18 protein-coding genes and 1 other RNA gene are annotated in these 21,382 nt (G+C 64.0%); 12 read left to right on the top strand and 7 right to left on the bottom strand.

The window, feature by feature from the left end; translation table 11 throughout:
- Window positions 1-19 precede the first annotated feature (19 nt).
- From gyrB to ABGM93_RS13680, 3 genes are all read left to right on the top strand, one after another.
- Entirely contained in the window at window positions 20-2,449 is a 2,430-nt protein-coding gene (gene gyrB / locus ABGM93_RS13690; RefSeq protein WP_321500285.1) for a DNA topoisomerase (ATP-hydrolyzing) subunit B, read from the top strand.
- Between the two features lie 196 nt (window positions 2,450-2,645).
- Window positions 2,646-4,715, top strand: coding sequence for an acyltransferase family protein (locus ABGM93_RS13685; RefSeq protein WP_321500283.1), 2,070 nt, complete (start codon window positions 2,646-2,648; stop codon window positions 4,713-4,715).
- A 349-nt stretch (window positions 4,716-5,064) separates the two neighbouring features.
- A complete protein-coding gene (locus ABGM93_RS13680) occupies window positions 5,065-5,397 on the top strand; it encodes a hypothetical protein (protein WP_321332727.1) in 333 nt (110 codons plus the stop codon).
- A gap of 88 nt (window positions 5,398-5,485) precedes the next feature.
- Here the strand turns inward: ABGM93_RS13680 and ABGM93_RS13675 are convergent, their stop codons facing one another.
- From ABGM93_RS13675 to ABGM93_RS13650, 6 genes are all read right to left on the bottom strand, one after another.
- Window positions 5,486-6,535 (bottom strand): 4-oxalomesaconate tautomerase, encoded by a 1,050-nt coding sequence (locus ABGM93_RS13675; protein WP_321505900.1) that lies wholly within the window; start codon window positions 6,533-6,535, stop codon window positions 5,486-5,488.
- A gap of 315 nt (window positions 6,536-6,850) precedes the next feature.
- Window positions 6,851-7,729 carry an amidohydrolase family protein gene (locus ABGM93_RS13670; RefSeq protein WP_319774837.1) on the bottom strand — a complete coding sequence of 293 codons (879 nt, stop codon included), beginning with the start codon at window positions 7,727-7,729 and terminating at the stop codon, window positions 6,851-6,853.
- A complete protein-coding gene (locus ABGM93_RS13665) occupies window positions 7,726-9,660 on the bottom strand; it encodes a TRAP transporter fused permease subunit (RefSeq protein ID WP_321500281.1) in 1,935 nt (644 codons plus the stop codon). The genes ABGM93_RS13670 and ABGM93_RS13665 overlap by 4 nt, the downstream gene beginning before the upstream one ends.
- Before the next feature lie 263 nt (window positions 9,661-9,923).
- Complete coding sequence (locus ABGM93_RS13660) at window positions 9,924-10,847, bottom strand: TAXI family TRAP transporter solute-binding subunit (protein ID WP_321500278.1); 924 nt, start codon at window positions 10,845-10,847, stop codon at window positions 9,924-9,926.
- A gap of 108 nt (window positions 10,848-10,955) precedes the next feature.
- Complete coding sequence (locus ABGM93_RS13655; protein ID WP_319774840.1) at window positions 10,956-11,654, bottom strand: 4-carboxy-4-hydroxy-2-oxoadipate aldolase/oxaloacetate decarboxylase; 699 nt, start codon at window positions 11,652-11,654, stop codon at window positions 10,956-10,958.
- 3 nt (window positions 11,655-11,657) lie between these two features.
- Window positions 11,658-12,395 carry a PIG-L deacetylase family protein gene (locus tag ABGM93_RS13650; protein WP_321500276.1) on the bottom strand — a complete coding sequence of 246 codons (738 nt, stop codon included), beginning with the start codon at window positions 12,393-12,395 and terminating at the stop codon, window positions 11,658-11,660.
- A gap of 266 nt (window positions 12,396-12,661) precedes the next feature.
- On the opposite strand from ABGM93_RS13650, the gene ABGM93_RS13645 reads away from it, so the two are divergent.
- From ABGM93_RS13645 to ABGM93_RS13635, 3 genes are all read left to right on the top strand, one after another.
- The gene (locus ABGM93_RS13645; RefSeq protein ID WP_321332717.1) at window positions 12,662-13,858 is read left to right on the top strand and encodes a LysR family transcriptional regulator; all 1,197 of its coding nucleotides are present in this window, start codon (window positions 12,662-12,664) and stop codon (window positions 13,856-13,858) included.
- Between the two features lie 114 nt (window positions 13,859-13,972).
- Window positions 13,973-14,779: a 4-hydroxy-tetrahydrodipicolinate reductase gene (dapB, locus tag ABGM93_RS13640; protein WP_321500273.1), complete on the top strand. Its 807-nt coding sequence runs from the start codon at window positions 13,973-13,975 to the stop codon at window positions 14,777-14,779.
- A 45-nt stretch (window positions 14,780-14,824) separates the two neighbouring features.
- The gene (locus ABGM93_RS13635) at window positions 14,825-15,448 is read left to right on the top strand and encodes a 2,3-bisphosphoglycerate-dependent phosphoglycerate mutase (RefSeq protein ID WP_321332712.1); all 624 of its coding nucleotides are present in this window, start codon (window positions 14,825-14,827) and stop codon (window positions 15,446-15,448) included.
- A gap of 98 nt (window positions 15,449-15,546) precedes the next feature.
- Here ABGM93_RS13635 and ABGM93_RS13630 read toward each other — a convergent pair whose 3' ends face one another.
- Entirely contained in the window at window positions 15,547-15,978 is a 432-nt protein-coding gene (locus tag ABGM93_RS13630; protein WP_321332710.1) for an HIT family protein, read from the bottom strand.
- 188 nt (window positions 15,979-16,166) lie between these two features.
- Between ABGM93_RS13630 and ffs the strand changes: the two genes are divergently transcribed.
- From ffs to ABGM93_RS13600, 6 genes are all read left to right on the top strand, one after another.
- Window positions 16,167-16,264: signal recognition particle sRNA small type (gene ffs / locus ABGM93_RS13625), an RNA gene on the top strand.
- Window positions 16,265-16,442: 178 nt separating this feature from the next.
- The gene (locus ABGM93_RS13620; RefSeq protein WP_321505898.1) at window positions 16,443-18,392 is read left to right on the top strand and encodes a DNA polymerase III subunit gamma/tau; all 1,950 of its coding nucleotides are present in this window, start codon (window positions 16,443-16,445) and stop codon (window positions 18,390-18,392) included.
- Window positions 18,393-18,476: 84 nt separating this feature from the next.
- Window positions 18,477-18,797 (top strand): YbaB/EbfC family nucleoid-associated protein, encoded by a 321-nt coding sequence (locus tag ABGM93_RS13615; RefSeq protein ID WP_319774846.1) that lies wholly within the window; start codon window positions 18,477-18,479, stop codon window positions 18,795-18,797.
- A 43-nt stretch (window positions 18,798-18,840) separates the two neighbouring features.
- The gene (recR, locus tag ABGM93_RS13610) at window positions 18,841-19,449 is read left to right on the top strand and encodes a recombination mediator RecR (RefSeq protein WP_319774847.1); all 609 of its coding nucleotides are present in this window, start codon (window positions 18,841-18,843) and stop codon (window positions 19,447-19,449) included.
- 276 nt (window positions 19,450-19,725) lie between these two features.
- The gene (locus ABGM93_RS13605) at window positions 19,726-20,520 is read left to right on the top strand and encodes a response regulator (protein ID WP_321500271.1); all 795 of its coding nucleotides are present in this window, start codon (window positions 19,726-19,728) and stop codon (window positions 20,518-20,520) included.
- A gap of 50 nt (window positions 20,521-20,570) precedes the next feature.
- On the top strand, window positions 20,571-21,368 hold the full coding sequence (locus ABGM93_RS13600; protein ID WP_321500269.1) for a response regulator: 798 nt from the start codon (window positions 20,571-20,573) through the stop codon (window positions 21,366-21,368).
- The last annotated feature ends 14 nt before the right edge of the window (window positions 21,369-21,382 follow it).

Raw genomic sequence — 21,382 nt, 5'->3', positions numbered from 1 at the left:
TTGCAGGTCGCTGATTCGTATGAACGATACTCCGAAGAACGGCAATGGCGCAGAAGAGTACGGCGCAGATTCCATCAAGGTTCTCAAGGGCCTGGATGCCGTGCGCAAGCGTCCTGGAATGTATATCGGCGACACGGACGACGGCTCGGGCCTGCATCACATGGTCTATGAGGTGGTCGACAACGCCATTGACGAGGCGCTCGCGGGCTACGCGGACCTCGTATCGGTGATGTTGAATGCCGATGGATCGGTCACCGTGAAGGACAATGGTCGCGGTATCCCCACCGAAATGCACGAGGAAGGCGTTTCGGCGGCCGAGGTCATCATGACGCAGCTCCATGCGGGCGGTAAGTTCGACCAGAATTCCTACAAGGTCTCCGGCGGTCTGCACGGCGTGGGCGTTTCGGTGGTGAACGCGCTGTCCACCATGCTGAAGCTGCGCATCCATCGCGGCGGCTCCGTCCATGAGATGACGTTTACCCACGGTGTGGCCGATGCGCCGCTCAAGGTTGTGGGCGATGCGGAGGGCAAGACCGGCACCGAGGTCACGTTCTTGCCCTCGCCGGAAACCTTCACCAAGCTGGACTTCGATTTCGCCACGCTGGAGCATCGGTTGCGCGAGCTGGCCTTCCTCAATTCCGGCGTACGCATTCTGCTCTCTGATCGTCGCGGCGTGGAGCCGGTGGATGTCGAGCTGCATTACGAGGGCGGTCTTGAGGCCTTCGTGCGCTATATCGATCGCGCCAAGCATCCGCTGATCGAGAACCCCGTCGTCATGATGACGGAGAAGGACGGCATCACGGTTGAAGCCGCGCTGTGGTGGAACGACAGCTACCACGAGCAGGTTCTGTGCTTCACCAACAACATCCCGCAGCGCGACGGCGGCACCCATCTGGCCGGTTTCCGCGGCGCGCTGACCCGTCAGGTCACGGGCTATGCGGATCGCTCCGGCCTGACCAAGAAGGAAAAGGTCGGCTTGAGCGGCGATGACTGCCGCGAGGGCCTGACCTGCGTTCTGTCCGTCAAGGTGCCGGACCCCAAGTTCTCCTCCCAGACCAAGGACAAGCTGGTCTCCTCCGAGGTGCGCCCGGTGGTGGAGAACGCGGTCAATCAGGCGCTTGCCGAGTGGTTCGAAGAGAACCCGGCTCCCGCCAAGATCATCGTTTCCAAGGTCGTGGAAGCCGCGGCGGCCCGCGAGGCCGCGCGCAAGGCCCGCGACCTGACCCGGCGCAAGGGCGCGCTCGACGTCGCCTCCCTGCCGGGCAAGCTGGCGGACTGTCAGGAACGCGACCCGACAAAGGCCGAACTGTTCCTGGTGGAGGGTGACTCGGCCGGTGGCTCCGCAAAGCAGGGCCGCCACCGTGAAAATCAGGCCGTGCTGCCGCTGCGAGGCAAGATCCTCAACGTGGAGCGCGCGCGCTTCGACAAGATGCTCTCGTCCAATGAAATCGGCACGATGATCACCGCGCTCGGCACGGGCATCGGCAAGGAAGAGTTCAACGTCGAGAAGCTGCGCTACCACAAGATCATCATCATGACGGACGCCGACGTCGACGGCGCCCATATCCGCACGCTTCTGCTCACCTTCTTCTTCCGTCAGATGCCGGATCTGGTGGAACGCGGGCACATCTATATTGCCCAGCCGCCGCTCTACAAGGTCAAGCGCGGCAACTCCGAGCAGTACCTGAAGGACGAGGCCGCACTGGTCGACTTCCTCATCAATTCCGGTCTGGAAGACACCAGCCTGACCCTGCATAGCGGCGAGGTTCGCCTGGGGGCGGATCTGCGCGAGGTCGTGGATACCGCGCGCGCCATCACCAACGTGCTGGACGGTCTGCATGCGCGCTACGATCGCAACGCGGTGGAACAGGCGGCAATTGCGGGCGCGCTGTCGCCGGTCATTCTGGACGATCAGGAAAAGGCCCGCGAGGCAGCCGCCTATATCGCCCGCCGCCTCGACATTCTGGCCGAGGAATTCGAGAAGGGCTGGGAAGGCGAGGCGCGTGAGGACGGGTCTCTGGTCTTCACCCGCACACTGCGCGGCGTGAAGGAAGTGGCGACCATCGACGCCGCTCTTCTGGATTCCGCCGATGCCCGCAAGCTCAATGGGTACCACGCCCATCTGTCGGAAGTGTATGGCAAGGCCGCCATGCTGAAGCGCAAGGACACGGTTACGCCCATTCGGGGCCCGCGCGCGCTGTTCAACTCGCTTCTGGCCTTTGGCCGCAAGGGCCTCTCGCTCCAGCGCTACAAGGGGCTGGGCGAGATGAACCCCGAGCAGCTTTGGGAAACCACGCTCGATCCGAATGTGCGCTCGCTGCTTCAGGTCAAGGTGCGCGAGGCGGATGCCGCCGACGACATCTTCACCAAGCTGATGGGCGACGAGGTGGAGCCACGCCGCGACTTCATCCAGGAAAACGCGCTGAGCGTGGCGAACCTGGACGTGTGATGAGGCTGCGGGTGAGCGCCAGGCCGGACAGAGTCCATCCCGGCCCCCGCCTGCCCGTGCCTTCAGGTTCTTCCGCCCGGCGTGAGAATGGCGAAGGAGGCAAACGCCTTCGCCGCTGGCATCGCTCTGGCGGATCGACAGGCCTTTCAAGGCGCGACCGCTCGCTTGCGCAAAAGCGGTCAACATGGGACAGGCCATGATCCGCGAATTGTCCGCCCCCGTTTCCGGTGGCGCGCCCGATCCGACCATGTCGCGCGTCGGGACCCCTGCATTCAGAGCCGATATCCAGGGCATGCGCGCCATCGCGGCGCTTGCCGTGCTGCTCTTCCATTTCAAGCTCCTGGGGGCGGTGGGCGGCTTTGTCGGGGTTGATGTCTTCTTCGTCCTGTCGGGCTATCTGATCACGCAGATCCTCAGCGCCGGGCGTGGGGGATACGAACAGGGCGGTTTCCCGAAAGGCTATTTCTTCGGCTTCTACGCCAAGCGGTTGCGGCGCATCGTTCCCGCCTATCTGGTCGTCGTCCTCGTGACGCTTGTTGCCGGCGGCTTCATTCTGCTGCCCCATGACTATGCCCGCCTGGGAAGTTCCGGCTTCGCCGCGTTGGGGTTTTGGTCCAACGAGTTCTTCAATGCCGAGGCCGACTATTTCGACACCGCCTCCGCCTTCAAGCCCCTGCTGCACACCTGGTCGCTCAGCGTCGAAATCCAGTTCTACCTCTTGGCTCCGCTCATCATGGCGGCCGGGCTTTCGTTGCCCGCGCGCTTTCGGTTCAAGGCGGCGATCCTCGCGTTTGCGAGTATTTTCATCCTCAGCGCGGTTCTGTCGGTTGGCGATCCGTCCGTTGCCTTCTACAGCGTCTTTTCCCGTCTCTGGCAATTCGCCGCCGGGGCGGGCGCGGCGCTTGTGCAGATGCGCGGTGGTCTCCGGATCCGCTCCGCCGGGGTCTCCCGCTCCCTCGATGGGCTGGCGGTGCTTGCCCTGTTCGCATTGCCGTTTCTGCTCGTGCCCTCCATGACATGGCCGGTGCCGGGCGCGTTGCTTCCCACGGTGGCGGTGGCATGGCTGCTCGCAAACCGGGCCCCGTCGCGTTTGGCCGTCGTCGTCCTCGGCCATCCGGTGTTGCAATGGATCGGGGCGATTTCCTACAGCCTCTATCTGGTTCATTGGCCGCTTCTCGTCCTCTATCGGCATTATGCCTTTCTGGAGCCGGGGCTTTTCGGCCGCGTGGGCCTTTTCGCGCTGTGTTTCCCGCTCGCCTATCTGCTTTATGCTTACGTGGAAGTGCCGTTCCGCCGTCCGTCCGCCGGACGCAGGGAACTGCGCCAGCTGGCAGTGGGCGCCTTCATCCTGTGCGCCACGGGCGCCGGGGCCTGGGCGCTGTCGCATTCCGGCGGGTTTCCCCAGCGCTGGCCGATCGAGACGCAGGGGCTGCTTGCCGCGGACAAGCCGACGCCCGCACGCCTGTCGCATGATCGCGACTGTCCGGCGGGCGAAAGTGCCTGCGCTGCCCGCCCAACGCCCCCGGTCACCGTCGCGCTTTGGGGGGATTCTCATGCAGGCGCGCTGTCGGCGGCGCTGGAGGCTGCGGCCCACAGGCAAGGCCTGGGCTTTCGCAGGTTCATCCAGGATGGTTGCCCGCCCCTGATCAATGTCTTCGTGAAAAACGGGCTCTTGTCCCAGCCAAAGGCGAAGTGTCTTCGCAATGGTCGCCCTGTTCTGGACGCCATATTGGCGGATCCGAAGATCCACACCGTCGTGATGGTCGCGCGCTGGACGATCTATGCCAACGGCACGCGGTTTGGTGAGGAAAGCGGCTCGGATCTCTATCTGACGCAGGAGCGCTGGGGCTGGTTGAGCTTTCAGCAGAACCAAAGGGTGTTTTCGCAGGCGCTGAGCGAGACGGTTTCGGCCCTCACTGCGGCGGGCAAGCGGGTTCTGCTTGTCGGGCAGGTGCCTGAATTCGGGTTCGATGCGAACCGCTGCCAGCTCATGGCGCGCGCCTGGAACCGCTCAAGGGCGGCCTGCGACATCCCCCGCGCGGTCGTGGAGACCCGCCGTGCGGCGAGCGAAGCGATGCTCGCGAGCCGGACGCAAGACGATCCGGGCGTCTCGCTTGTCGATCCGCTGCCGCTTTTCTGCGACGAAACCGGCTGCCATTCCGCCGGAAAGGCGCATATCTACTATCACGATGACGATCACCTCTCGCGCTCCGGGGCGATCCGGCTCGTCGATGCGTTCGAGAAACGCCTGTCGCAGATGCCGTGACAGGCAGACGGCGGCCGGTCCGTCTCAAGGCCCCGTTTTTCGCCGGGCAGGGTGCGTTTGGATTGGCGTTGCCAGTGCCGGGTCAAGTTGCCGCTCTTACATTGCGGATATGCCAGCATATTTACTATCGTGACCGCGCGCGCAGTTGGGCTTAAGCTCTCAGTCTCGCGACGGATCCTGCATGCGCGCCAAAAGGTGCCGCAACGGTATGCGTCGAAGGTCTGCGACAATCCATCGGATGTCGCAAGTGTGTTTCGTGGTCCAGACAGAAAGTCTGGCGCATCCGATCGGGTCTGCGGAGGGGAGTTGCAGGCTTTTGGTGTTCGGATGCTCAAGAGGAGGCATCAACATGCGCGTCGTCTTGCGTAATCCGCTGTTCCGCCTGCTGGCGATCAACTGGCTGGCGGGGCTCGCCGTCACGCTCCTGCTCGTGGGCGGGATCTATCTGACCGATCCGGCGGGGCTCTGGACGCTGATCGCGCGCTCGCAGATGCCTATGGTGCCGATTGCCATGCTGTTCTTCGGCTTCCTCATCACCTTCACCAGCGCCGCTATGGGCACGGCCATCATGTCCATGCCGTCCGACGACAAGCCCGGCGGGGGCCGTCGGATGCGCATCTCCCGCGCCGAGCCGGTGCCGATCCCGGTGCGCGCCAACACCACGCAGCGCCGTCGCCACTGAACAAGGCGCGTTTTCCCGACCTCCCGGGACCCGCGAGGACGGGCGTTCCTGCGAACGCCCGTTTTCTTTTGCTCAAGCCTTGCGCTTCTCAGGGCAGCGCGAAGACGGTTCCGTCAAAGAGCTTGCGCGCCGTGCGCACAATGCCCGAGCGCACCGGCACGGGCACGCCGTTCATCTCCTGCGTCTCGATTTCCACGCCGAGCTTGCCGGTCGGGTGTTCGATATCCGCGCGAAGCGGATTGTCGCCCGTCCCGGTCGCCACCTCCGCCGCCGTGGTGCCCGGAATGAGGGCGGCTGCGGCAATCGTGGCTGCTGCCAGAACGCCGATGGTCTGGTGCACCCGATGCGGAATGAAGGAGCGCGTGGCAATGAGCCCGCCCTCGCGCGCAGGCGAGACAAGGCACATCTTCGGTACGGTCTTCTTCTCCACATCGCCAAGGTTCATCAACGGTCCGCACTGAAGCCGGATCGTCTCAAGCCGCGCCTTCAGCTGCGCATTCTCCTCAAGCTCCGCGACCGTCTCCGCGCCGGAAAGCCCAAGATCTACAGCCTTGATGACGACATTGGGCATGCCGTTGTCGATCATCGTGACCGGCACGCCGTCGATCACATCGACCGCATTGCCGGTGGGCAGCAGCGCCCCGCACTGGGCGCCCGCGGTCTCGAAATAGTTCTGGATGATCGGCGCATGGGTGCCCGGGACACCGTCGATGGCGGCGGACCCTTCATAGGCGACCTCGCCGCCCGGCGTGCACACATCGAGATCGGCGCGGCTGTCGGAGTTCACCATGTAGACGCTGACCGTGGTGACGCCGTCTTGCGGTGCCACCAGCCCGCGCTCGATGGCGAAGGGCCCGATACCGGCAAGGATGTTGCCGCAGTTCTGTGCGTCGGAAACCTCCGGCTTGTCGGGTGTGACCTGCAGGAACAGGTAATCGACATCGATGCCTTCGCGGGTTGAGGGCGAGACGACGGCCACCTTGGAGGTCAGCGGATGCGCGCCGCCGATGCCGTCGATCTGGCGCGGATCGGGCGACCCCATGATTTTCAGCAAAAGCGCATCGCGGGTCTCGCGGTCGTCCGGCAGGTCGGATTTCAGGAAATAGGCCCCCTTGGACGTGCCGCCGCGCAGCAACATGCAGGGAATGGAAATCTGGCTCGTCACTTGAAATGTCCTTCCGAGAAATGCCCGCGCCGGGGACGTGAGGATAGGTCCGGAGCACCCACGAGAGATCCCATCCCCTCACCCCACCCCTCTCCCCATGGGAGAGGGGGTCACATCGTGGTCCTTGCGACCATTTCCGTCACCGCCGGGATGGCGTTCGAGGTGGCGTCATATCCAAAGCCCCTGCCGGCCCCAAACCCGGCCCATCACCTCTCCCTGTTGGGAGAGGTCGGACCGAAGGTCCGGGTGAGGGGGCAGAACCTTCCGTATCCACGAACGCCCGCGCCCCTAAAGCTCTTCCGGCCAGTAGAGCCGCATCGGATTGTCCACCAGCAGCTTCTTCAAAAGCTCCGGTGTCGGCGCGATCTGGCCGACGAGATCGACCAACTGCCCGTCATCCGGCACCCACTTCTTCATGTTGGGATGCGGCCAGTCGGTGCCCCACAGGACCTGATCGGGGAAGGTCTCCACCAGATGCCGGGCCTGCGCCACGCAATCGGCAAAGGGCGGGCCGTCATGGGAAAGCCGCTCGCTGCCCGAAACCTTCACCCAGATGTCCTTGCGCTTCGACAAGAGCCCTTCAAGCAGCTTCATGCCAGGCTGGTCGAGCCCCAGCGCGGGGTCGACCCGGCCCATGTGATCGATCACCACCGGCACCGGCACGGTCTCGATGATGGGTGCAAGGTCGTGGATCTTTTCCGTGTCGAAATAGATGACCACGTGCCAGCCCAAGGCGCCGTAGCGCTTGGAGAGCGTATCCATGGCGGCCAATGCCGCGTCCGAGCCCAGATGCTTGACGAAATTGAAGCGCGAGCCCCGCACGCCTGCGGCGTCCAGACGTTTCAGCTCCTCATCCGTCACATCCGGCTTCACCATGGCGATGCCGCGATAGCGGCCCTTGCCCCATTCCAGCGCATCGACGAGCGCCGCGTTGTCCGTGCCGTGGCAGCTCGCCTGCACGATCACCGCGCGTTCAAAGCCCAGATGGGCCTGAAGCTCCGCCAGCTTCTCCTTCGGCGCATCGACTGGCGTATAGGTTCGTGTCGGCGAGAAGGGGAAGGTGGCCGCGGGCCCGAAGACATGGCAATGGGCATCGACCGCGCCCGCCGGCAGCGTGATGTCCGGCTTTTTGGGATTGGGGTGGAATGCGAGATACTCGGCACTCATGACCGCACGGGCTCCTTGTGGTGGGTTCGGGAGGAAAGCCGGGCGAAGACGACCACCGCGCCGCAAAGTGCCAGGCCGGCCAGGCGGATGGCGAGCGAGCGGGGATCGGTGTCCGGCATGGAGGTGGGCCACAGCAACAGGACCGCGCCAGCGATCAGCATCGCGCGATAGAAAATGTTGAGCGGCACCATCAGCCAGCCGGTGAACGCGGTCGCCAGCGCCGTCACGCCGATGACGGCGGCCGTCGTCTGAAGGATGATGGAAGCGGGCGAGCCGATCAGCAACAGGCCCGGCGAGTAGATGAAGACGAAGGGGATGATCAGCTTCACGAAGCCGAGACGGATCGATTCGAACGCCGTCTCGTTGGCCCCGGCCCCCGCAATGCTCGCCCCCGCATAGGCGGCCAGCGCCACCGGCGGCGTGATGGCGGAAATCAGGCCGTAATAGAAGATGAACATGTGGCCTGCGATGAGCGGCAGGCCGAAGCCTTCAAGCGCGGGCGCGACGAGGATCGCCAACAAGAGGTAGGCGGCCGAGGTCGGCAGACCGAGTCCCAGCACGAAGGAGGCGAACATGGTGAAGATCAGCACCAGGAACATGCTGTCGCCGCCCACATCGAGAATGAGGCTGGAGATCTGGAGTGCCAGGCCCGTCAGCGTCAGAACGCCGATCAGCACGCCCGCGGTGGCAACCGCGGCGACCACCGACAACGTGTTGCGCACGGTCTCCGTGGTGGTGAGCAGCAGGTCCATGGGCGAAATGCGCGTCGCCTTCGTCATCGGCATGATGATGAGCGCGGTCGCGATCGCGAAGACCACCGATTTCATCGGCGTGTAGCCATAGATCAGGAAGCCGACGAGCACGACCAGCGGGGCCAGCATGTAGCCGCGCGAGGTCAGCACGTGGAGGACGGAGGGAACATCCTCGTCCTGCGCGCGCGCCATGTTGAACTTGCCCGCCTCAAGCCGCACCGCGACCAGCAGCGCCAGAACGTAGAGAAGCGCCGGGATCAGCGCCGCCATGGCGATGGTGACATAGGGAATGCCGGTCATCTCCGCCATCAGGAAGGCGGCGGCGCCCATGACGGGCGGCATGATCTGACCGGCGGAAGAGGCCGCCGCCTCAATGGCGCCCGCCGTCTTGGGCCGGTAGCCCGCCCGCTTCATCAGCGGAATGGTGAAGGTGCCGGTGGTCACCACGCCGGCAACGGCAGACCCGTTGATGGAGGAAAACAGCGTGGAGGAGACGACGGCGGTCAGCGCCGGACCGCCCTGCACGCGGCCGGTGAGCGCATGGGCGAGATCGACGAAGGTCTGGCCAAGGCCGGACTTCATCAGGAGAACGCCCAGGAAGGAGAACAGGAAGATATATTGCGCGGCGACGCCCATCGGGATGCCGAAGACGCCTTCGGTGCGCAGGAACAGGTTGGAGGCCAGCCGCCCCGTGGAATAGCCGGAATGGCCGTATTCGCCGGGGATCAGGTAGCCCAGATAGGCATAGGCCAGCGCCAGCACGGAGATCGCCACCATGGTGCGCCCGATATAGGCGCGCGCCAGAACCAGCACGATCACGATGGTGGCGACGAAGAGCGTCTTGTCCATGTCGTTGGCGATCGCGCCGCGGCGGATGATCTGGTGGTAATTCTCGTAGAGATAGGGCCCCGGCAGCATGGCGGCGATCGCCAGCAGATAGAGCACGGCGCGCACAAGCGGCAGGCGCGTGTTGGAGGCGATGACCAGAAGGCCCGCTGCCGCCATCATCGAGAAGAACATCGAGCGCAGAAGCAGCGCGGTCAGTCCCCCGAAATAGGATGTGTAAAGCAGCATCCCCGTGACGGCGAGGCCGAGGACGGCGACCACCAGCGCGACGACGGTCTTTTCGGCGCCGTCAATCCTGGCCTTGGGCAGAACCTGTGAGGCGAATTTTTCCATGTGAGCTCCGCTCGGGCACACGACAGGCGTTTGCGTTGAACCGTCCGGATCGGCGGTCCGCCTGGTGTCGAACATGCTGCCTGCCGACGTCGGCGTCGGAGGGCGAAGACCATGCTCGTGCATTCGATGGGAAAGCGCTTTCGCCGGGCCCCGCCCCGGCGTCTTCCGGGCCGGGCCTCATTCGGGCGAAACGCCTTGATGCAAGCAGAGAGCGGACGGCGGCAACCTCAGGGGCGCCGCCGCCGCCGACAGAAAGCGCGTATCTATTTCGCTTCGTCGAAATAGCGCTTGGCGCCGGGATGCAGCGCGATCGGCGCCTTCGGTCCCTTGGCAACCGAGATCAGCTTGGCCATCGGATGCACGGCCCCCAGCGTTTCCAGATTGTCGAACAGGGTCTTGGTGACCTTGTAGATGACCTCTTCATCCGCATCGTTGGAGGTGAACAGGATCGCCGGGTCCGCCAGCTGCGCGGTATCGCCATCCGTGCCGCGATAGGTGCCGCCGGGCAGCGTGTCGATCGCATAGAAGGGGAACTCCTTCAGCAGATCGGCGAGCTTTTCCTCATCGACGGGAACGAAGGAGACCTCCTCGGAGGTGGCCAGCTCGATCAGTGCGGAGGCCGGGATGCCGGCCAGCACCATCGTCGCATCCAGATTGCCGTCCTTCATCGCGTTGGTCGCTTCCGAGTAGGACAGGTACTGGATGTTGGACGGGTTGTAGGCGTCATAGGCCTTGAGCAGACGCTCGGCGATGACCGAGGCGTTGGAGCCCGGAGGGCCGACGCTGATGCGCTTGTCCTTCAGGTCCGCGACCGATTTCACATCCGCGCTCTTCAGCGCGGCGACCTGCAGCATGGCCGGGTAGAGATAGGCGATCGCGGCCACGTTCTGCTTTTCCTCAAACGGGTCCGACCCGTTGGCGCTCGCAAACAGCACCGAGGCGGAGGAAAAGCCCATCGTCATCTCGCCCATGGAGACGCGGCGAATGTTCTCGATGGAAGCACCGGTCACCTCGGCCTTCGCCGTGATGCCTTCAGCCTTCTTGTTCAAGACGTCGGCCATGCCCGCGCCCACGGCGTAGAACACGCCACCGGTGCCACCGGTGCCGATTGCGACACGGTCCGTCGCATGCGCAGCGCCAACGGCCAGACTTGCGGCCATGAGCGAAGAAAGGATGAGCTTTTTCATTTGGAACCTCCCGGGTTCGACACAGTGTGAACGGGCTTTGGCCCGCGTTATGGTCGCTTCGCTTGCCGATCTCCCGACCGTCCCGAAGGGGCGGCCGGAAGAGCCGGATCAGATGTATTTCAGCCCCTTCTGGGCCAGTCTTTCGCGCATTCCATAGATGTCGAGGCCAAGTTCTCCCGCGGCCAGACGTGCGCGCTTGGACGTTTCATTCGCCTCGCGCTTGCGGGACTTGTCCAGTGCAACTTCAGCATGTTCTCGGGCAACAACGCAAACACCGTCATCATCGGCGACAATGACGTCACCCGGACAGATGGCAGCACCGGCGCAAACGATGGGGATATTTACCGAGCCCAGCGTCTCCTTGACGGTCCCTTGCGCGAAGATCGCGCTGGACCAGACCGGAAAGCCCATTTCGGTGAGATCGCGCACGTCGCGCACACCCGCATCGATGATGAGGCCGCGCACGCCGCGGGCCATCAGCGAGGTGGCGAGAAGGTCGCCGAAATAGCCCGCGTTGGACGGGGAGGTCGGCGCGACGACGAGAATGTCGCCGGGCTGACACTGTTCCACCGCCACATGGATCATCCAGTTGTCGGCGGGCGGAATGGAGACGGTCACGGCCGAGCCCGCAATGCGCGCGCCGGAATAGATCGGGCGCATCCGCGCATCCAGAAGGCCGACACGCCCTTGCGCTTCATGCACGGTCGCCACGCCGCATTCGGCCAGCCCGTCAATCACGGCGGGGTCGGCGCGTTCGATGGTCTGTACGACGACATGTTCGCCGATTTCAGGTCGGTAAGTCGCCATGTGTCAGAGCTCCGAAACCATGCGCGGGAAGATCGACTGGTAGCCCTCGCCATATTCCACGTTCTTGCCGCCTGCCTGACCGCCGGTATTGCGCTTGGCCTGCACACCGCGCTGCTTGGCGACGCGGGTATAGTACTCCCACAGGTGCTCCTGACCCTGCATGCACTGGATCGCGGCGTATTTCCTGTCCCAGACCTCGGTGATGTCGAGGAGCACGTCTGGCTTCCAGCCGCATTGTTCCGTCTGGTGCGGCTCGAACAGATAGACCTGCGGTGCGCCGAGGATCTTCTCGCCCGGATTGTGCCCCCAGGCCTGCGCGATCATCCGGCACTCGATGGTCATCCGGGTCGCTGCCGGGTGGTCGGTGTTGTAGGGGTCTTCCAGCGAATGGGAGAGAATGAATTTCGGCTGCACCTTGCGCATCACGTCGACGAGCCGGAACTTGGCCTCATCGGTGATGCCGAGCGGATAATCGCCGATATCGAAGAACTGGATGTCGGCTGCGCCCAGCGCGCTTGCCGCCGCTTCCGCTTCCTTGCGGCGCTCGGTCTTGACGTGGTCGAGCGTACAGCCTTCCTTCTTCCAAAGCTTGGCGCTCTCGCCGCGTTCGCCATAGGACAGGCACACGATGGTGACGTCATAGCCCTTGGCGGCATGCAGCGCGATGGCGCCGCCGGCGCGCCACACGAAATCGGCGGAATGCGCGCTGACAACAAGGGCGGTTGGTTTCGTCTGGCTCACGGCGTTGATCTCCCTTCCCGATGGACCGGCCCAGATGGCCGGACAGTCCGGTTCTTATTTTACGGGCCTCGTTCTCCGACCCTCGGTGCGCGCCGTCCTATTCACGTTCGACCACACCGAAAACCGGAGCCCGGCGGTTGCCGGATCCCGCATCCTCGCGTGAACCATGCGCCAAGGCGTCGCAGGCGGCCAGTCGGAATCACCTCGCGAATGATAAGTTCTTGCTATAGGCTTCCGATCTCTCTTGTGGCTTCGGACATCCAGCCTTGAGCGAATTGCCGAATATTCATCACCTCAGGGCCTTCGCCCTGGCCGCACGACTGAACTCCGTCCACCGTGCGGCCGCCGCCGCGCATCTGTCGCAGCCAGCCGTGACGCAGGCACTCGCCCGATTGGAAAAGCGTTACGGCTGTCGATTTTTCGAGCGCCGCTCAACCGGCGTTTATCCGACCGAGCTTGGTGAAATCATGCTCGCGCGCGTGGAGCGCGCACTGGACCTGATCGCCGACGCCGCGCGACGGCTGGCGGAGAATGTCCGGCGCACTTCCAGCCGGAAGCCCGGCGCGATCGACCGGCTTGCCACAACGGCCCAGTTGCGCGCTCTGGTGGCCATCGCGCGCACCGGCGGCTATTCGGCGGCCGCGCGCGAACTGGGGCTGGCCCAGCCCTCCGTTCACCGCGCCGCGCGCGACCTGGAACGCATCGCGGATGTGCCACTTTTCGACCGCATCAGCCAGGGCGTGGCGCTCACCGCGCAGGGGCGGATGCTCGCCCTGCGCGCGGCGCTGGCCTTTCGCGAGATCGAGGCGGCCACGGACGATCTTGAGGAGGCCAAGGGCCTCGTGCGCGGTCGGCTGACCATCGGCACCCTGCCCCTCATCCGCACCGAGATCCTGCCCGATGCGGTGACAGAGCTCAGTAAGCTCTATCCGCAGGCCTCCATCCGCATTGATGACGGCTCCTATTCCAGCCAGTTGCAGGCGTTGCGCATGGGCGAGATCGATCTTCTGGTGGGCGCCTTGCGTCAGCCGGCCCCCGCAGATGACGTGGAGGAGGTGGCGCTTTTTGAAGACACGCTCGCCGTCATCGTGCGGGCGGGCCATCCGCTTCACGGCAAGCAGACGATCACGCGCGAGGAGCTGCGGGCCTTTCCGTGGATCGTGCCGCGCGAGGGCACACCGACGCGGGACTATTTCGAAAAGGCGATCGGTCATGACGGGGCCTCCGGCCTTATCGAGACCCCCTCTCTGGTCGCCTTGCGCGGGTTGCTTCTCAAGAGCGATCGCCTCGCCATCGTTTCCCCGCGACAGGTGACCTATGAGGTGCGCGCCGGGCTCTTGACGGCGCTTCCCGTCGATTTCAGCGGCCTTGCCCGCCCCATCGGCCTGACCTTGCGCAAGAACTGGCGGCCGACCGGCCTTCAGGCGGCCTTCGTGAAGATCCTGCGCGGCATGGCCGTCTAGGCCTGGCCGGGCATATTTCCCATTGGCGGCGATGCCGTTACGCTTTGCCGTCGCGGCCTCACCTGCTATATCGCGGCTCAAGAAAGAGCCTGCGAAGAAAGATTGGGAACCGCCATGTCTGATATGCGTCTGGTCGTCGTGGGAGCGGGAGGCCGCATGGGCCGCCAGCTCGTGCGCACCGTCACCGAAATGCCGGGTGTCACCTTGAGTGGCGCGATCGAGCGGGCGGGCTCGGACCTGCTCGGACAGGATGCCGGTGTGCTGGCCGGTGTCGGCGAACTGGGTGTCCCGTTGACCGACGATCCGCTCAAGGCCTTCATCGAAGCCGAAGGCGTGCTGGATTTCACCCTTCCCGACGCCACCGTCGCCTTTGCCGAACTGACCGCGCAGGCGCGCATCGTCCATGTCATCGGCACCACCGGTCTGGATGACGAGAAACAGGCCAAGATCGAGGCCGCCGCCCGCCACGCGGCGATCGTCAAGTCCGGCAACATGAGCCTCGGCGTGAACCTTCTGGCGGAGCTGGTGCGCAGTGCGGCGCGCGCGCTCGATGAGGATTTCGACATCGAGATCGTGGAAATGCACCACCGCCACAAGGTGGATGCGCCCTCCGGCACCGCGCTTCTTCTGGGCGAGGCGGCGGCTGACGGGCGCGAGATCCCGCTTTCCGAGCGTTCGGTGCGTGTGCGCGACGGTCATACCGGCCCGCGCCCCGTCGGCGATATCGGCTTTGCGACCCTGCGCGGCGGTTCCGTCGTCGGCGATCACACGGTGATCATGGCGGGCGAAGGCGAGCGCATCGAACTGACCCACCGGGCGGGGGACCGTGCGATCTTCGCGCGCGGCGCGGTGAAGGCCGCCTTGTGGGCGCGCCGGCAGAAGCCCGGTCTCTACTCCATGGCCGATGTTCTCGGCCTTTGACGTCAACGTCCTGAAGCAATCAGGCAACGGATCAATTCGGAGCGCATGATGGAACGTCTTTTGGTACTGGTCCGCCACGGGCAGAGCGAGTGGAACCTCAAGAACCTCTTCACCGGCTGGAAGGACCCCGACCTGACGGAACAGGGTGTGGAAGAGGCGGTGAAGGCCGGCAAGCGGCTGAAGGAGATGGGGCTGACCTTCGACATCGCCTTCACCTCCGTGCTCACCCGCGCCCAGCACACCGAGGCGCTGATCCTGGAACAGCTCGGCCAGACCGGGCTGACCAGCATTCGCGATCAGGCGCTGAACGAGCGTGATTACGGCGATCTGACGGGGCTTAACAAGGATGACGCGCGCAAGAAATGGGGCGACGAGCAGGTCCACATCTGGCGCCGGTCCTTCGACGTGCCCCCTCCCGGCGGTGAAAGCCTGAAAATGACGGCGGAGCGTGTGCTGCCCTATTTCGACGCCAAGATCATGCCGGAAGTCATGAAGGGCCAGCGCGTTCTGGTGACCGCGCACGGCAATTCGCTGCGCTCGCTCATCATGCAGCTTGAGAACCTGTCGCCGGAAGAGATCCTGAAGCGCGAACTGGGCACGGGCGTGCCCATCGTCTACCGCTTCAACGAGGACGGCTCCATCGCCTCGGTGGAAGATCTCGCCGCCTGAGCCTGGGCGAGAGCTGACGAAAACATTTGCGGCCGCCCTCGGGCGGCCGCTTTCGTATCCGGACAGGCGTTTCCCGCCTCGGTTCAGGCGCCGTCGGTTCAGGCGCCGGCAACACCCGCCGCGCGCAGTTCCACCAAAAGCGCCTCGGCCAGTTTTTCACGCGCCCCCGCCGCGTAAGGCACCGCGTCGCCCGAGCCCCAGACCGGCTTGTCCCAAGCCGCATCGCCCTCAAAGCGCGCAACCACATGAACATGAAGCTGGCGCACCACGTTGCCGAGCGCGCCCACATTGAGCTTGTCGCAACCCGTGACCGCCTGGAGCGCCTTGGAGACGGTCGCGATCTCTTCCATCAGCACGCCGCGCTGCGAGGCCTCCAGATCGATGATCTCGGCGAGATCGGCCTTGCGCGGCACCATCAACACCCACGGGAAACGCGCATCCTTCATCAGGCGCAGCGTACAAAGCGTCAGCTCGGCCAGCGGCACGCTGTCGCCTTCAAGACGGGGATCGAGGACAAAGGCGTCGGACATGATGTCTCCGGTTGTTTTCAGGGGCAGCCGTCAGGTTGCGCCGCGGCGGCACGGCGCGCGCGAGGGCTGATTTCAGCGAAATTGCCGAGGATGCGGCAAGGTTGTCGAGGGTTATGCCCCTGCGATGTGGGTTATCGACGTGTTGCCCCTTGCCAAACCCCGTCCCCATCCTGATATAACGGGCTCGGGAGGTTGGCTAGTGGACGCGCCACTCGCCAACCGGGTCAGGTCCGGAAGGAAGCAGCCCCAACGAGTATCGGCACGGGTCACCGTGTCCAACCTCCCACCCTCATCCCGCGTTTGGCCTGCCGGAACGACGCAAGGCGGTTCCTGGTGTGGCGCGCGGGCTTTGCATTTCTTCGCACGGCGCGCGATCGCTTGCAAAGCCGGCCGCGGTGCCTGCCCGGTACGGATGAAGGCGCGATGGTCAAGTGGATGGCGATTTCGGCCACGTGGATGGCGTTTTGACCAGCGACGGTGAAAACACCCCCGCAGGCCAGCCCGCGCCGCAGGCTTCCGGCGCCTATCGGGTTCTGGCGCGCAAATACCGTCCCAGCAATTTCGACGATCTCATCGGTCAGGAACCGATGGTGCGTACGCTGTCCAATGCGTTCGAGACGGGACGCATCGCGCAGGGCTGGATTCTGACCGGCGTGCGCGGCGTGGGCAAGACCACCACCGCCCGCATTCTCGCCCGTGCGCTGAATTTCGAGATCCCCGGCGAGGTCGACCAACCCTCCATCCACCTTGATCGGCTCGGCACCCATTGTCAGGCCATCATGGAAGGCCGCCATGTCGACGTGATCGAGATGGACGCCGCCTCCCATACCGGCATCGCCGATATTCGCGAGATCACAGACGCTGCGCGCTACCGCCCGGTTTCCGCGCGCTACAAGGTCTACATCATCGACGAAGTGCACATGCTCTCCAACGCGGCCTTCAACGGGCTGCTGAAAACACTGGAAGAGCCGCCCGAGCACGTGAAGTTCATTTTCGCGACCACCGAAATCCGCAAGGTGCCGGTCACGGTCCTGTCGCGCTGCCAGCGGTTCGATTTGCGCCGCATCGAGGCGGGAACGCTCGTCACCCATCTGAAACGCATCGCAGACGCGGAAGATGTCGAGATCGAGGACGCCGCGCTCGCGCTTGTGGCGCGCGCCGCCGAAGGGTCCGTGCGTGATGCCATGTCGCTGCTCGATCAGGCCATGGCGCATGGCGCGGGCAAGATCACGGCGGAAGACCTGCGCTCCATGCTGGGGCTGGCCGATCGCGCTCGTGTGATCGATCTCTTCGAGCACGTCATGAAGGGCGATGCCGCAAACGCGCTGGCCGAATTGCGCGCCCAGTATGATATCGGCGCGGACCCGGCGGTCGTGCTGACGGATTTCGCCGATTTCGTCCATCTGGTGACCCGGCTCAAGATCGTGCCGGATGCCGGTGACGACGCGTCGGTCACCGAAATGGAGCGCCAGCGCGGCGCGGCCTTTGCAAACGATCTCTCCATGCGGGTCCTGAACCGCGCCTGGCAGATGCTTCTGAAGGCGATCCCCGAGGTGCAGAACGCGCCCAAGCCCCTTGCGGCTGCCGACATGGCGCTGGTGCGGCTTTGCTATGCGGCTGACCTTCCCACCCCGGATGAAGCCCTGAAGCGCCTGGCCGAAGGCGGCGTCTCGGCCCCGGCGGCCCCGGCGGGATCCGGGTCTGGCGGCGGGTCTGGCGGCGGCGCTGCGATGGCGCAGGGTGCGGGCGGTTCGGTGAACGCACAGGCAAGCCAGCCCATGCCCGGCGGTGCGCCGGTTCCCACCTCCGGCCCGCGGCTTCATGCGGTCGCTGGCGGTCGCGCCATGATGGAAGCGCAGGCAGAGCCCTATCGACAGGGCATGAGCGAGGCCCCGCAGCCCTTGCAGACGCCGCAAGCGACGCCCGACCAGCAGCCGGGCCCGCACTATGAAAGCGGTCTGCGTTCGCTTGAAGATGTCGCCGCGCTCGCGGCGCGCAATCGCGATCTGACGCTGAAATTCGCCATCGAGCGCCAGATGCGCCTCATCCGCTTCGAGCCGGGCCGCATCGAGGTGGTGATCGATCAGGGCGCGCCGGGCGATCTTGCCGGTCAGCTTGGCCGCAAGCTCGGCGAGTGGACGAACGAGCGCTGGATCGTGGTGGTGGTGCGCTCCGAGAACCCTCCTGAGACGATTTTCGAGCGTCGCGAGGCTGTGCAGGCCCGCATCGTCTCCGACGCCATGGCCGATCCGGCGGTGAGCGCGGTGCTGGAGGCGTTTCCCGGTGCAAAGGTCGTGGACGTGCGCGTCACCGAGGATGCGGCGGTCGACGAGGCCGCGCCACACCCGGACGAGGATCCGACGCTGGCCGCCGAACTTGACGATGACGACGCGGATGACGATCTCTCTTTCTGAGCCGCAGGTCACGTCGCTGCCACAACATCACGCAAGACATGTCCCGACAGGGCATTTCATCGGGAAACGGGAAGGTCAGATACCATGGACATTATGAAGATGATGAAGCAGGCCAAGCAGCTGCAGGCGCAGATGGGCAACCTGCAGGAAGAGATCGGCTCGCTTGAGGTGAGCGGCAGCTCCGGGGGCGGTCTCGTCACCATCGTCATGTCCGGCAAGGGCGAATTGAAGAGCCTCAAGATCGATCCCTCGCTCGTCAAGGAAGACGAAGTGGAGATCCTCGAAGACCTGGTGATCGCCGCCCACAACGATGCCAAGGCCAAGGCCGAGGCCGCCATGCAGGAAAAGACCCAGGAGATGATGTCCGGCATGGGCCTTCCCGCGGGCATGAAGCTGCCGTTCTGAACTGGCGCCGATCCGCGCCGCGCCCCGAAAGAGCATGCCGTCCATGAGCAGCCGCAAAGTCGCCGGTCCTGAAATCGAGACGCTGATCCAGCTTCTGGCGCGCCTGCCGGGGCTGGGCCCGCGGTCCGCGCGCCGTGCGGCCCTTCACCTGATCCAGAAGAAGGACCAGCTCTTCGCCCCGCTGACCAGGGCGATGGAAGTGGCGTTGGAGGAAGTGCGGGTCTGCGGCACCTGCGGCAACATCGATACCAGCGATCCCTGCACCATCTGCGCCGATCCGCGCCGCGAGCCGGGCACCATCGTGGTCGTTGAGGATGTCTCCGACCTGTGGGCGCTGGAGCGCGCCGCCGCCATCAATGCGCGCTATCATGTCCTGGGCGGCACACTCTCGCCGCTGGACGGCGTGACGCCGGAAGACCTCAACATCGCAGGTCTGGTCGACCGCGTGCGCGCTGGCGGCGTCAAGGAGGTCATTCTTGCGGTCAACGCCACCGTGGAAGGCCAGACGACGGCCCATTACGTGACCGACCAGCTCGCCGGCCTCGGCGTCACGGTCACCCGCCTGGCCCATGGTGTGCCGGTCGGCGGTGAGCTCGATTACCTCGACGAAGGTACGCTCACGCAAGCGCTCAAGGCCCGCACGCCTTTCTAGCCTGCCTCGCTCCGCAAGCAGCCGGGAACAGGCGCCCATGTGCGGGGCCGGTTATCGTGTAGGGCCATCGAAGAATGGCAACGGTCTTCGCAGGGTCCTGATCGCGAGCACATAGTAAAAAATACGAATAAATTTTGGCGTCAGCATTGTTGAGAGACATAGTCTCCGCTGATTCACATTATATGAACTATCAATTGTGTATATGTGAATAATACATACATCTGGATATGTATGTCTCGATTGTTCCACGCACTGTCTGACGAGAGCGCGCCAATAATGAATGTGGATCAGAGGCTGACCGTTCTTATCGCAGACGATTCAAGCGTTTTGCGCAAGAAATTGCGCGAATTTCTTGTCGGGATTACGCCGGATATGGAGATCCTGGAGGTCGAAAACGGCAACCTGGCTCTAAAGGCGATCATCGACCATCGGATCGATATCGTTTTTCTCGATATCAATATGCCGGAGCTTTCCGGCCTGCACGCGCTTCATCTGCTCAAGAAGAAGGGCGACAGCATTTTCGTGGTCCTGATGTCGGGAAATGCCGATGAGACGGTGATCCGGGCGGGGAACGAGCTGGGCTCCTATGACTTCCTCGAAAAACCGTTCAGCTCCGACCGGGTGCGCCAGGTCCTGCGCGCCTATTCGAACCTCTCCGCGCGCAAGAAGGTCCTGATTGTCGATGATTCCGCGACCGTGCGAAAGATCATCTACCGGGTTCTCGGCCATTGTCGCTTCGACATGCTGATCAGTGAAGTCAACAGCGGCAAGGAAGCTCTGGCGCTGATGCGCGGCACGCATCCCGACATCATCTTTCTCGACTATCACATGCCAGATCTCAACGGCGTGGAAGCGGCCCATTGCATCCGCGCGGCAAGCCCGCTTGTGAAGATCGTGATGATCTCTTCCAAGGATCTCTCTGGGCAGAAATCGGAATGCCGGGATGCGGGCATCTTCTGTCTGGTCAAGAAGCCCTTCTTTCCTAAGGAGGTCGATTTCATCCTGCATCGACTCTATGGACTGAACATGCCGCAGTCTCTGGAACAGACGCCTAACCTGACCCTCCTCTAGAGGGATCCCTGTGCGCTGAGGCGCGCCAGAAAGAAAACCGAGCTACATATATGTCCGACAAGTCGCCCATCGTCCTTATCACCGATGATTCTCAGACCCTTCGCAAGATCTTGCGCAAGGCCCTTCTTGAGGTGTCTCCGGGCGCGACAGTTTTTGAAGCAAGCGACGGCAAGGAGGCGTTGAGAGCCCTCAGGGAGCATGAGGTCGATATCGTCTTTCTCGACGTGAACATGCCGGAAATGTCTGGCCTCGACGTGCTGGAGCTGCTGCGCAGCAAGGGCAGCAACGTGTTCGTCACGCTGATGTCGACGGAAGCGGATCAGGCCGTGATGAAGGCAGGCAGCGAGCTGGGCTCCTACGATTTTCTCAAGAAGCCCTTCACGTCGGAACAGATCGCCACGATCCTGAGTAGCCACGAAAGCCTGTCGACGCGCAAGAATGTGCTGATCGTCGACGATTCCCCGACCATCCGCCGCATCATCTACAAGGTTCTATCGAATTGCCGGTTCGACATGCTGGTGAGCGAGGTCGAGGGCGGCAAGGAGGCGCTGGAGCTCATGCACGGTACGCGGCCGGACATCGTGTTCCTCGACTACAACATGCCCGGCCTCGATGGCATTCAGGCCGCCCAGCGTCTCAGGGCGGAGAACCCCGGCATCAAGATGGTGATGATCTCCTCGCAGGACCTGTCCGAGCATATCGACGCCTGTCGCAGGTCCGGCATCTTCGCGCTCCTGAAAAAGCCGTTCTTCGCCAACGAGGTCGATTTCGTCCTCCACCGGCTCTACGGCCTCAACATGCCCCAGTCGCTGGAACAGACGCCAAACGTCACGCTCCTGAACGACTAGAGCTGCGAGCGGTC

This window comes from Breoghania sp. (assembly GCF_963674635.1).
Lineage (GTDB): Bacteria > Pseudomonadota > Alphaproteobacteria > Rhizobiales > Stappiaceae > Breoghania.
Note: the sequence above shows the minus strand (reverse complement) of the source record. Positions and strands in the feature narration are given on the sequence as shown.